Below are 12,698 nucleotides of genomic sequence, written 5' to 3'. Positions count from 1 at the left end.
TATGCGAAGTTAGTGTGGCGCGTGCTGAGCGAAATACGCATCGACGGTGGCGAGAAAAGCGTCCTTTTCCGCCTGCGGCAAGAAGGCAGCGACAAAGCCGTTGCGCGACAGCTGCTGCGCATGCGGCAGGTCCAGCGGCAGGGAGTCAAAAATGGCGTCGAAGTTGTCGTTCATGTAGCCGCCGAAATACGCCGGGTCGTCCGAGTTGACGGTGACGAGCAGACCCGCCGCCATCAGCTCGGCCAGGTTATGGTCGTGCATCTGGTCGAACACGCGCAGCTTGGTGTTCGACAGCGGGCACACCGTCAAGGCGATCTGTTCGCGCGCCAGGCGCGCCGTCAGCGCAGCGTCTTCCAGGCAGCGCACGCCATGGTCGATGCGTTCGACTTTCAAATCGTCCAGCGCGGTGCTGATATAGGCTGGCGGGCCTTCTTCGCCGGCGTGCGCCACCAGGTGCAGGCCCAGTTCGCGGCAGCGCGCGAACACGCGCGAGAATTTCTCGGGCGGATTGCCCACTTCCGACGAATCGAGGCCGATGCCGATGAATTTATCGCGGTAGGGCAAGGCCGCTTCCAGCGTCGCGAATGCATCCTCTTCGCTCAGGTGGCGCAGGAAGCACAGGATCAGGCTGGCGCTGACAGGGCTGTCCTGGCAGGCGCGGTAAATGCCGTTGATCACGTCGGCCATCGCCACGCCGCGCGCCGTATGCGTTTGCGGGTCGAAGAAAATTTCTGTATGCAACACGTTGTCCGCTTCGGCGCGCAGCAGATACGCGTGCGTCATGTCATAGAAATCCTGCTCTTTCAGCAGCACGCTTGCGCCGGCGTAATAAATGTCGAGAAAAGACTGCAAATCCGTAAAAGCATAGGCGCTGCGCAAGTGTTCCACGGATTCATAGGCGAGCGCGACGCCATTGCGTTCTGCCAGTGCGAAAATCAGTTCCGGCTCCAGCGATCCTTCGATATGGATATGCAGTTCGGCTTTGGGCATGCCGCGTACGATCGCGCGCAATTGCTCGTTCATCATGGGGTGTTTCCTTGTAGGGGGCGTAGAAAAAATGCTGGCGGTCGCGCGCGGCAGGCAAGAGCCGCAGCGTGACGCCATCAAACATGTGTGCAGTTTATCGCAAGATGGGCGACGCCACCGATGCGGGTCTGCGCACGGCCAGTCCGGCCGATGCCGGCGCACGTCGGCGCACGCTGCAGAATTGTCGTATGATGGTTCCATTGGTGCGCAAACACGCCGCAAAAACGACGTGAATTATTTGATTTATTTCATATAAATCAATTAGTTACAAACAAGTATTAAACATATTACGACATATGTTTTGACTTCCTGATCCTTTAGAGCAATAATTAATTTCATGGGGAAAAGGTAGCTGCAGCAAGCGCTGTCAACACATGAAAAAGACCGGCTGGCCACGTCAGCATACGGTATCAAGCGCCAGTTTTTTGGTCCGGGCAATCCGGACTGGGACAGACAGCCGGGCTTGAAAAAAACAATAAAAATCGATCAATCGGGCAAACAATATTGCAAGCGGCTAGCCGGAGCGGCATGCCGGGGGCGAGTGCCAGGCCGGCCGAGATGGTGACTGGCAAGTTAGTTTTACATTAAAGGACATTGAACATGACCATTTTTGACAACTACGCAGCACGCTACGAGCGCACCCGGGAAGAAGAGATGTCGCTCACCGAATACCTGGCCCTGTGCAAGAAGGACAAGCTGACCTATGCCAGCGCCCCTGAACGCATGCTGGCCGCCATCGGCGAGCCGCAGTTGATCGATACGCGCAACGACACGCGCCTGTCGCGCATCTTCGCCAACAAGGTCATCAAGATCTACCCTGCCTTCCGCGACTTCTACGGCACCGAGGAAGTGATCGAACAGGTGGTCTCGTATTTCCGCCATGCCGCCCAGGGACTGGAAGAGCGCAAGCAGATCCTGTACTTGCTGGGACCGGTCGGCGGCGGCAAATCGTCGATCGCCGAAAAGCTCAAGTCGCTGATGGAACATGTGCCCTTCTATTGCCTCAAAGGCTCGCCAGTCAACGAGTCGCCGCTGGGCCTGTTCAACGAGGAAGAGGACGGCACCATCCTCGAAGAGGACTACGGCATTCCGCGCCGCTACCTGCGCAATATCCCCAGCCCGTGGGCGGTGAAACGCCTGCATGAATTCAATGGCGACATCAACCAGTTCCGCGTCGTCAAGCGCTATCCCTCGGTACTGAAACAGATTGCCATCTCGAAAACGGAACCGGGCGACGAGAACAACCAGGATATTTCCTCGCTGGTCGGCAAGGTCGACATCCGCAAGCTGGAAGACTACGCGCAGGACGATCCGGACGCCTACAGCTATTCGGGCGGCCTGTGCCTGGCCAACCAGGGCCTGATGGAATTCGTCGAAATGTTCAAGGCGCCGATCAAGGTGCTGCACCCGCTGCTGACGGCCACCCAGGAAGGCAACTACAAGGGCACCGAGGGCTTTGGCGCGATTCCGTTCGATGGCATCATCCTGGCCCACTCGAACGAGTCGGAATGGAAAACCTTCAAAAACAACCGCAACAACGAAGCATTCCTCGACCGTATCTATATCGTCAAGGTGCCGTACTGCCTGCGCGTGTCCGATGAAATCAAGATCTACGACAAGCTGGTGGCCAATTCCTCGCTGGAAAAGGCGCCATGCGCGCCCGGCACCCTGCGCATGATGGCGCAGTTTGCCATCCTGTCGCGTTTGAAGGATCCCGAAAACTCCAGCATCTTTTCCAAGATGCTGGTGTACGACGGCGAGAACCTGAAGGACACCGACCCGAAAGCCAAGTCCATGCACGAGTACGTCGACTATGCGGGGGTCGACGAAGGCATGAACGGGCTGTCGACGCGCTTTGCCTTCAAGATCCTCTCGAAGGTCTTCAACTTCGACAATTCCGAAGTGGCCGCCAATCCGGTGCACCTGTTATATGTGCTGGAGCAGCAGGTCGAGCGCGAACAGTTCTCGTCCGAGCTCGAACAGCGCTACTTCTCCTACATTAAAGAACACCTGGCGCAGCGCTACGTGGAATTCATCGGCAAGGAAATCCAGACCGCCTACCTGGAAAGCTATTCCGAATACGGCCAGAACATTTTCGACCGCTATGTGACGTTTGCCGACTTCTGGATACAGGACCAGGAATACCGCGATCCGGACACGGGCGAGAGTTTCGACCGCGAATCGCTGAACAACGAGCTGGAAAAGATCGAGAAGCCGGCCGGCATCTCGAACCCCAAGGATTTCCGCAACGAGATCGTCAACTTCGGGCTGCGCGCGCGGGCCTCGAATGGCGGCAAGAATCCGGCCTGGACCAGCTACGAGAAATTCCGCACGGTCATCGAAAAGAAAATGTTCTCGAATACGGAAGACTTGCTGCCGGTGATATCCTTCAATGCCAAGGCCAGCGCCGACGATGCCAACAAGCACGCCGACTTCGTGGCCCGCATGGTGGAAAAGGGCTATACGGCCAAGCAGGTACGCCTGTTATGCGAGTGGTACTTGCGGGTACGCAAGTCATCCTAGCAGGCAGCGGGGCGCGCGCTGGCGACAGCCGGACGCGCAAGACAAGCTAAGGAGGCACCCTTTGACTTACCTCATCGACAGGCGCTTGCAGAGCAAGAACAAGTCCGCCGTCAACCGCGAGCGTTTCCTGCGGCGCTACAAGGGCCAGATCAAGGATGCCGTGGGGCGCGCCATCAAGGGGCGCTCGATCACGGATGTCGAGAATGGCGAAAAAGTCACCATCCCCGTCAAGGACGTGGGCGAGCCGGCATTTGGCCATGCCCATGGCGGCGTGTGGGAAGTCGTCAATCCCGGCAACAAGGAATACCTGAAGGGCGACCAGATCGCCCGGCCCAAGGGCGGCGGCGGCAGTGGCCGCGGCAAGGCCGGCAACAGCGAGGAAACTTCCGAAGACGATTTCATCTTCGAGCTGTCGCGCGAAGAATTCATGAATTTCTTCTTTGAAGACCTGGAATTGCCGCACATGGTGAAAACCCAGCTGACGGCCACCACGGAACTGAAGAACCAGCGCGCCGGCTACAACATGTCGGGCACGCCATCGAATATCCACGTGCTGCGCTCGCTGCGCGGCGCACTGGGCCGGCGCATTGCCGTCGGCGGCGGCTCGCGCAAGCAGCTGGCGCTGGCCGAAGAACAACTGGCCGAGCTGCTGCACCAGGGAGTCTCCGAGGAAGACGGCAACGTGATCGAGCTGCGCCGGCTGATCCACCACCTGCATACGCGCCTGCTGGCGATTCCCTTTATCGACCCGTTCGACCTGCGCTACAGCAACCGCATCAAGGTGCCCAAGCCGATGACGCAGGCGGTGATGTTCTGCATCATGGACGTGTCGGGATCCATGGACGAGACGCGCAAGGATACGGCCAAGCGCTTCTTTATCCTGCTGTATTTATTCCTCAAGCGCGCCTACGACAAGATCGACGTGGTATTTATCCGCCATCATACGGCCGCCTCGGAAGTCGACGAGCACGATTTCTTCAATTCGCGCGAGTCGGGCGGCACCGTGGTGTCGTCGGCCCTGAACCTGCTCAATACCATTATCGATGAGCGCTATGGCGCCGGCCAGTGGAACAGCTACGTGGCGCAGGCGTCCGACGGCGACAACTGGGACAACGATTCCGTGCTGTGCCGCCAGCTGCTGATCAATACCATCATGCCCAAGGTGCAGTACTACACCTACGTCGAAATCACCGACGGCCCGCAGCAGAACCTGTGGGAACAATATGCGGGCGTGCTCGACCATCACGCCCATTTCGCCATGCAAAAGATCGTCACGCCGGCCGATATCTATCCGGTGTTCCGCGAGCTGTTCAAGAAACAGGTGAAATGATGACTAGCGCCGCCACCCCGCATGCCGAACCGTTCGTGCGCCACCGCCATCCGAACGCGCTGCCGGAGCAGTCCGAATGGACGTTCGAGCTGATCGAGCAGATCCACGAAGAAATCCAGCGCGTCGCCAGACAGTTTGGCCTCGACACCTATCCGAACCAGCTCGAAGTCATCACGGCCGAGCAGATGATGGATGCGTATACCTCGGTCGGCATGCCGGTGTCGTACAACCACTGGTCGTTCGGCAAGCATTTCCTGTCGACCGAGAAAAGCTACAAGCGGGGACAGATGGGGCTGGCCTACGAGATCGTCATCAACTCGAATCCGTGCATCGCCTATTTAATGGAGGAAAACAGCCTGACCATGCAGTCGCTGGTGATCGCGCACGCGGCGTATGGCCATAATTCCTTCTTCAAGGGCAATTATTTGTTCCGCGCCTGGACCGATGCGGACGCCATCATCGACTATATGGTGTTTGCCAAGAATTACATCGCCGAATGCGAACAGCGCCATGGCGTGGACGCCGTGGAATTGCTGCTCGATTCCTGCCATGCGATCCAGAACTATGGCGTGGACCGCTACAAGCGCCCGGCCAAGCTGTCGCTGGCCAAGGAATATGCGCGCCAGAAGGAGCGCGAGCAATACGTGCAGTCGCAGATCAACCAGCTGTGGCGCACCCTGCCGCGCCGCGACGAGGACGACGAAGAGGACGAGCAGCGCAAGGCCGCGCCGCGCTTTCCGCCCGAACCCGAAGAAAACCTGCTGTACTTTATCGAGAAATATGCGCCGCTGCTGGAACCGTGGCAGCGCGAGATGGTGCGCATCGTGCGCAAGATTTCGCAGTATTTCTATCCGCAGCGCCAGACCCAGGTCATGAACGAAGGCTGGGCCACCTTCTGGCACTACACCATCCTGAACCAGCTGTATGACGAAGGCGTGGTCGGCGACGGCTTCATGATGGAGTTCCTGAAAAGCCATACCAATGTGGTGTACCAGCCGCCCATCGACAGCCCGTATTACAGCGGCATCAATCCGTATGCGCTGGGCTTTGCCATGATGAGCGACATCCGCCGCATCTGCGAACACCCGACCGACGAAGACCGCGCCTGGTTCCCCGACCTGGCCGGCAGCGACTGGCGCAAGAGCCTGGACTTTGCGATGCGCAATTTCAAGGATGAAAGTTTTATCGCCCAATACCTGTCGCCGCGCCTGATCCGCGAGTTTCACTTCTTTGCCGTGCTTGACGACGACAAGAATGAAAAGCTGGCGATTTCCGCCATCCACGACGAGGCCGGCTACCGCTATGTGCGCCAACAACTGGCGGAACAATACAACCTGGGCAACCGCGAGCCGAATATCCAGGTCTGGTCCGTCAACACGCGCGACGACCGCGCACTGACCCTGCGCCACACGCAGTTTTTGCGCCGGCCGCTGAACCAGCAGGCCACCGAAGTGCTGAAACATGTGGCGCGCCTGTGGGGTTTCGACGTGCATCTCGACACAGTCGATCCGCAGGGCATGGTGCTGGGTACCCTGAATTGCCGGCGTGAAAAACGCAATCGCCGCGACGATCCGGGCATGCGCCCGTAATGTGATCAAGGTAGAAATATAAGCGGACACGATGCCCACATCACAATTCCGTATGGCCTGGCGGCCGCGAAAAACGTCTTTTTCAGCGTGATTTTTGGCCTGTCCGGGCCGCTTGCGCACCCGAATGGTGCACCAATAAGGTAAAGTGGTCTGGTTCAGGAGGGAAAAGTTCCCTTTAAGAAATAATTTGATCCAAATTTAGCTGTTTCCATCTTCAATTACGCAAAATATAATTCTGCCATATCAGGACATCGGAGAACTTAGCCGTGGTACGCCGAAACGGCTGTAGAAAACCGATAAGACCGCCTTTTTTTATGTCCGAAAGCGTGCAAAGATGGCATAAGCAAGTACGTTTTCAGGGCGCAAAAGCGCCGAAAATTTAACCGGTTTTAGGCGTTAAAAATCTGTGTAAAATAAAGAATTCGTATGTATAATTCGGCGACGTCCCGGATACGGCTGGAGCTTTGTGTCGTCATTTTGGGGTTCAGTTGCAAGACAAGAGATGGTATTTGGAGAAAGCAGGCATGAATTTTTCGAACGAGAAAAGTCCCAAGAACTACACAGGCATAACGGTCGTTGTCCTGCTGCACGTTCTCGCGGCTTACGGGATTGCGACGGGCTTGGGCAAGCGGTTGGTCACCAAAATGATGGACCCGGTTGAAACCAAGATTATCGAGGAAGTCAAACCGCCTCCACCGAAGGATCTTCCACCGCCACCGCCGCCGCCAGAAATGAAAGCGCCACCGCCGCCATTCATTCCGCCAGTCGAGGTGAACGTGCAGCAGCCGCCGCCGCCACAGAACGTGATTGCCAACACCACCCAGGTGAAGCCAGCCACCAATGTGCTGGCACCGCCAGCGCCGCCTGCACAGCCTGCACCAGCCGCTCCTCCTGGACCAGCAAAATCGGTGCGCACCGCAGCGGTGGTTGACTTCAGCGTCTGCGAAAAACCGCAGTATCCGAAGTCGTCGCAGCGTAATGAGGAAACCGGTGTCGTGACACTGTCGTTCCTGATTGGCGTCGATGGCAAGGTCGCGGATTCGAAGATCGTGAAGTCGAGCGGCTTCCGCGATCTGGATAAAGCTGCGGTCACGGGCATCAGCCGCTGTACGTTCAAGCCGGCAACGGTCGACGGCAAGCCGGAGCAAGGCTGGCAGCAAATGCAATACGTTTGGTCGCTGGATTAAAACCCGAGGCAGTTACCCACTGTCTCACACCATGATTTCGTTGTCGTCACGTTCAGCGATCTGTTATTTTTAATTTTGGAGGAAGCATGTTTAAGAATACCCGTTTGTCCGCATTTTTTGCCGCGGTTCTGTTGTCCGTTACCGCTACTACCGCCCTGGTAGCAGCACCAGCATTTGCGGACGCGCCAGCACCGGCAGCCACGGCTCCAGCGGCAGACGCTGCAGCAGCACCAGCAGCACCAGCTGCTGACGCAGCAGCTCCAGCAGCAGACGCAGCCGCTCCAGCCGCTGACGCAGCAGCTCCAGCCAAAACCGAAGAAGTCCACAACCCGTTCGGCCTGTCCGCAGTCTGGGACGGCGGCTTTGTGCCACGCGCCACGCTGATCATCCTGGCCATCATGTCGATCGGCAGCTGGTACATCATCATCACGAAACTGCTGGATCAGATGAAGATCTTCAAGCAAGCCAAGGAAACCGCTGCCAAATTCTGGAAAGCGCCTTCGATCGCTGCCGGTTCGGCAACCCTGGTTGAAGGTTCGCCATTCCGTTTCATCGCTGAATCGGGCACCAAGGCTACCGCTCACCATGACGGCGCCCTGCTGGAACAAATCGATCTGTCGACCTGGGTGACGATGTCGATCCAGCGCGCTTCGGACAAAGTCCAGTCGCGTCTGCAAGATGGCCTGTCGTTCCTGGCAACCGTTGGTTCGACCGCACCGTTTATCGGTCTGTTCGGTACCGTTTGGGGTATCTACGGCGCGCTGACCGCCATCGGCATGACCGGTAACGCATCGATCGACAAAGTTGCAGGTCCAGTTGGTGAAGCACTGATCATGACCGCGTTTGGTCTGCTGGTCGCTGTTCCTGCTGTTCTGGGTTACAACTGGTTGGTTCGTCGTAACAAAACCGCTATGGAAGACATCCGCTCGTTCAGCGCCGACGTACACTCGGTTCTGGTTTCCGGCGTAATGTCCACCAGCGAAGCTGGCCGTGCTGCCGGCGCTAAAAAGATCGGATAAGAATCATGTCGATGTCCGTCGGCTCCGACAGCGGAGATGAAGATCAAGTAATGTCAGAAATCAACACGACGCCGCTCGTCGACATCATGTTGGTTTTGCTGATCATTTTCTTGATCACCAGTCCGGTTGTCCTCAAGCTGCAGAAAATCGATCTGCCGATTGAAGCCAACCAAGCCCTTCAAACCAAGCCGCAAAACGTTAACATCGTGGTTAACAAGGACGGCGAGATTTACCTGGGCCAGACCAGACTGCGAGACACGAACGAACTGTTCGATTATCTTAAAGTTGAAGCAGTGAAAGTACCACAGCCGGAAGTACACGTTCGTGGCGATCAGGAAGCACGCTACGAATCGATCGGCCGAGTGATCTTCACGACCCAACGTGCCGGGATTCAGAAGGTCGGCTTCATCACCGAACCACCTGACAAGAGCTGATAGCAACTGACGGCGGCGCCCTGGCAACGGGGCGCCCCGGTCAGGAGCTTGCCGGGCGGCAGTTTCGCCCGGTGCTTCGTTGGACTTCTTAAAGGAAACACTATGAGTATGAATGTCGGTTCGGGCAGCGCAGCAGGCGCGGATCCGGAACCAATGATGGAACTGAACATGACGCCCCTCATCGATGTGATGCTGGTGCTGATTATCATGTTGATCATCACGATTCCAAAACAAAACCACTCGGTGAACCTGAACATGCCGGTCGGCACCCCGCCGCCACCGACTACGGAACCAGTGGTCGTCACGATCGATGTCGATTTTGACGGTACCATCTTGTGGGACAACCAGGTCGTTCCTGACCGTGCCTCGCTGGAAGCGAAGTTGAACAACGTTGCTGCGCAAGCAGACCAGCCGGAAGTGCATCTGCGTCCGAACAAGCTGGTGGAATACAAGGTCGTCGCCGGTGTCATGGCTTCGGCACAACGTCTGGGCGTGACCAAAATCGGTCTGGTCGGCAACGAGCAATTCCAGTAAGCTGTAGTATCAGGTTCTCTTTACATCCGAATAGGCAGGCCATCCTGCCTATTCGCTTTTTACTGAAAGACTTTCTCATGTCCAAGTTTCGTCTCGCTCATCTCGGCCTCGTCATGGCCGCTATCGGTTTTACCGCAGCAACTCCCGTAATTGGCCTGGGCTCGCTGGCATATGCCGCCGACACCGTGCGCGCCGAAGTCGGCAAGCCACTGCAAGAAGCGCAACGACTCACGAGCAGCGGCAAGAACAAGGAAGCGTTGGCCAAGCTGCGCGAAGCTGACAACGTTAGCGGCAAGACCGCCTTTGAAAGCTACCAGATCGAACGCGTGCGCGCCTCGGCCGCCGCCGGCGCCGGCGATAACGGCACCGCCATCAAGGCTTTCGAAGCCGTCATCAACTCCGGCCGCCTGAGCGCCGCCGAAGCACCGAAATTCACGCAAGGCCTGGCCGGCATGTACTACCGCGCCAAGGACTGGCCAAACGCCATCACCTGGTTCAAGCGCTCGCTGAAAGACCGCGAAGATCCACAGACACGCGAATACCTGATCCAGGCCTACTATTCGAGCGGCAACTACGCCGAAGCGGCCAAAGAGCTGCAAGCCAAGGGCGGCAACTCGGAAGGCAGCCTGCAGATGCTGGCCAATATCCAGTTGAAACAGGGTGACAAGGCCGGCTACGTGTCGACCCTGGAAAAGCTGGCGACCAGCTATCCGAAGGCCAGCTACTGGGCCGACCTGCTGAACCGCGTATCGGGCAAGCCTGGCTTCTCGCAACGCCTGGGCCTGGACGTGCAGCGCCTGCGCCTGGCCAACGGCCTGTTTACCAAGCCGTCCGAATACATGGAAATCAGCCAGCTGGCATTGCAGGCTGGCAATCCGGGTGAAGCGCTGAGCATCATCGACCAGGGCTACAAAAAAGGCGTGCTGGGCACCGGCGCCGATGCCGCCCGTCACCAGCGCCTGAAAGACCTGGCCCTGAAAACCCAGGCCGACCTGAAAGCCAATGCCGCCAAGTCGGAAGCGGAATACGTCAAGAACAAGGACGCCGACAGCCTGAGCAAGCTGGGCTTTGCCCTGGTCTACGACGGCCAGGCTGACAAGGGCCTGGGCCTGATGAACGACGCCATCAAGATGGGCACCGCCAAGTATCCGGAAGAAGCCAAGCTGCACCTGGGCATCGCTTACATCCACGCCGGCAAGAAATCCAATGCCAACACCGCATTGAAAGCCGTCAAGGGTACCGATGGCGCGGCCGATCTGGCCCGTTACTGGACCCTCATGAACAAGTAATTGACATCGAACCCAACCTACTGCGCGTCGCGCTTTGCGGCCTGTGATGCTCACCGTACTCCAGTACGGTTGCGCTTCTCGGCCACAAATCACTGCCGCTCGCTACGGTTGACTTCGATGTTGATGCTGTACTTGAATATTCAGTAAAGAAAAAAGCGTTGCCGGCACTCGTGCCTGCAACGCTTTTTTCCATTTCAGCAGGGAAATTACCCCTGTGCCCGCCCTGCCGGGTGTGCATCCCTGAAACAGTCCGTATAATCCCCCTTTTGGCACAGTTTTCATCCCATTCCCATGAAGGTATTTCGCGGACTTCCCAATGCCCAGGCGCGCGCGCCATGTGCGCTGACCATCGGCAATTTTGACGGTGTCCATATCGGCCATCAGGCCCTGCTGGCGCGCGTGCGCGAGGCGGCAACCGAACTCGGCATCGAAGCGGCAGTGATGACGTTCGAGCCGCACCCGCGCGAATTCTTTGCCCAGCGCGCGGGCGACCTGTCGAAAGCGCCGCAGCGCATCGCCAACCTGCGCGACAAGCTGCAGTCGCTGGAAGACGCCGGCATCGACCGCGTCATCGTCGAGCATTTCAGCACCCAGTTCGCTTCCCTGAGCCCGCAGGAATTCACGCAGCAGGTGCTGGTCGACGGCCTGCACGTCAAATGGCTGATGGTTGGCGACGACTTCTGCTATGGCGCGCGGCGCGCCGGCGACGTGGCCATGCTGCAGCAAGCGGGCCGCGAGCACGGTTTTCATGTGGAAACCCTGCCCACTGTCATGAACGGCAGCACGCGCATTTCCTCGTCGGCCGTGCGCCTGGCGCTGGCCGATGGCAACTTCCCGCTGGCGCAGCAACTGCTGGGCCATCCGTATGCGATCTCCGGCCATGTGATCCACGGCCAGAAGCTGGGCCGCACGCTGGGTTTTCCCACCCTGAATCTGCGCGTGGCGCACCGCCCTGCCCTGTCCGGCATCTTTATCGTGCAGGTACACGGCCTGGCGCCCCAGCCATTGCCGGCGGTGGCCAGCCTGGGCGTGCGCCCGACGGTAGACGACAGCGGCCGCGTGCTGCTCGAAGTGCACCTGTTCGACTTTGCCCAGTCCTGCTACGGCAAGCTGGTGCGCGTGGAATTTTTGGAAAAGCTGCGCGACGAAGAGAAATACGATGATCTGGCTACCCTGACAGCCGCCATTGAGCGCGACTCGAACCAGGCGCGCGCGTACTTCACGCAGCGCCGTAGCGCGATTACCGCCACCGATCGAATTTGATCCTGGCCAACTCCTGCGCGCGGCGGGTTGTCCCGCCACAGTAACTCACACCATCCAGTAAAGAAGACTATGTCCGATCAAAACAAGCCAGCAGCACCGAAACAGAACAAGAAACCCGTCAGCAAATACCCGGTCAACATGACCGAAACCCCGTTCCCGATGCGCGGCGACATGGCCAAGCGCGAACCGCAATGGGTACAGCAGTGGCAGGACAAGAAAATCTACGAGCGCGTGCGCAAAGCCGCCGCCGGCCGTCCGAAATTCATCCTGCATGACGGCCCGCCCTACGCGAATGGCGACATTCACCTGGGCCACGCCGTCAACAAGATCCTGAAAGACATGGTCGTCAAGTCGCGCTCGCTGGCCGGCTTCGATGCGCCCTACGTGCCGGGCTGGGACTGCCACGGCATGCCGATCGAGATCCAGATCGAAAAACTGTACGGCAAGAACCTGCCGACCGCCGAAGTGCTGGAAAAGGCGCGCGCCTACGCCACCGTGCAGGTC

At 58.2% G+C, this 12,698-nt stretch carries 11 protein-coding genes; 10 read left to right on the top strand and 1 reads right to left on the bottom strand.

The genetic code is table 11. From position 1 onward, the window contains the following. Positions 1-9 precede the first annotated feature (9 nt). Complete coding sequence (locus RTQ46_RS24550) at positions 10-1,026, bottom strand: adenosine deaminase (protein WP_312440211.1); 1,017 nt, start codon at positions 1,024-1,026, stop codon at positions 10-12. A gap of 600 nt (positions 1,027-1,626) precedes the next feature. Between RTQ46_RS24550 and RTQ46_RS24545 the strand changes: the two genes are divergently transcribed. From RTQ46_RS24545 to RTQ46_RS24500, 10 genes are all read left to right on the top strand, one after another. Then, entirely contained in the window at positions 1,627-3,549 is a 1,923-nt protein-coding gene (locus RTQ46_RS24545; RefSeq protein WP_094441608.1) for a PrkA family serine protein kinase, read from the top strand. Positions 3,550-3,610: 61 nt separating this feature from the next. Then, positions 3,611-4,879 carry a YeaH/YhbH family protein gene (locus tag RTQ46_RS24540; protein WP_312440210.1) on the top strand — a complete coding sequence of 423 codons (1,269 nt, stop codon included), beginning with the start codon at positions 3,611-3,613 and terminating at the stop codon, positions 4,877-4,879. Then, positions 4,879-6,468, top strand: coding sequence for a SpoVR family protein (locus RTQ46_RS24535; protein WP_312440213.1), 1,590 nt, complete (start codon positions 4,879-4,881; stop codon positions 6,466-6,468). Before RTQ46_RS24540 ends, RTQ46_RS24535 begins: the two co-directional genes overlap by 1 nt. A gap of 524 nt (positions 6,469-6,992) precedes the next feature. After that, positions 6,993-7,655: an energy transducer TonB gene (locus tag RTQ46_RS24530; RefSeq protein WP_312440209.1), complete on the top strand. Its 663-nt coding sequence runs from the start codon at positions 6,993-6,995 to the stop codon at positions 7,653-7,655. 86 nt (positions 7,656-7,741) lie between these two features. After that, positions 7,742-8,674, top strand: coding sequence for a MotA/TolQ/ExbB proton channel family protein (locus tag RTQ46_RS24525; RefSeq protein WP_312440208.1), 933 nt, complete (start codon positions 7,742-7,744; stop codon positions 8,672-8,674). Between the two features lie 5 nt (positions 8,675-8,679). Continuing rightward, complete coding sequence (locus tag RTQ46_RS24520; RefSeq protein WP_312440207.1) at positions 8,680-9,108, top strand: biopolymer transporter ExbD; 429 nt, start codon at positions 8,680-8,682, stop codon at positions 9,106-9,108. Between the two features lie 102 nt (positions 9,109-9,210). Further along, positions 9,211-9,642, top strand: a complete 432-nt coding sequence (locus tag RTQ46_RS24515; RefSeq protein WP_312440206.1) for a biopolymer transporter ExbD — start codon at positions 9,211-9,213, stop codon at positions 9,640-9,642. Positions 9,643-9,719: 77 nt separating this feature from the next. Then, positions 9,720-10,931, top strand: coding sequence for a CDC27 family protein (locus RTQ46_RS24510; protein ID WP_312440205.1), 1,212 nt, complete (start codon positions 9,720-9,722; stop codon positions 10,929-10,931). Between the two features lie 291 nt (positions 10,932-11,222). Further along, complete coding sequence (locus tag RTQ46_RS24505) at positions 11,223-12,194, top strand: bifunctional riboflavin kinase/FAD synthetase (protein WP_312440204.1); 972 nt, start codon at positions 11,223-11,225, stop codon at positions 12,192-12,194. A gap of 69 nt (positions 12,195-12,263) precedes the next feature. Next, the coding region (locus RTQ46_RS24500; protein WP_312440203.1) for a class I tRNA ligase family protein at positions 12,264-12,698 on the top strand (435 nt) is incomplete at its 3' end.

It is taken from the genome of Janthinobacterium sp., assembly GCF_031995485.1.
In the GTDB taxonomy this organism is placed as follows: Bacteria; Pseudomonadota; Gammaproteobacteria; order Burkholderiales; family Burkholderiaceae_D; genus Janthinobacterium.
This window is presented reverse-complemented; position numbering and strand designations above follow the sequence as displayed.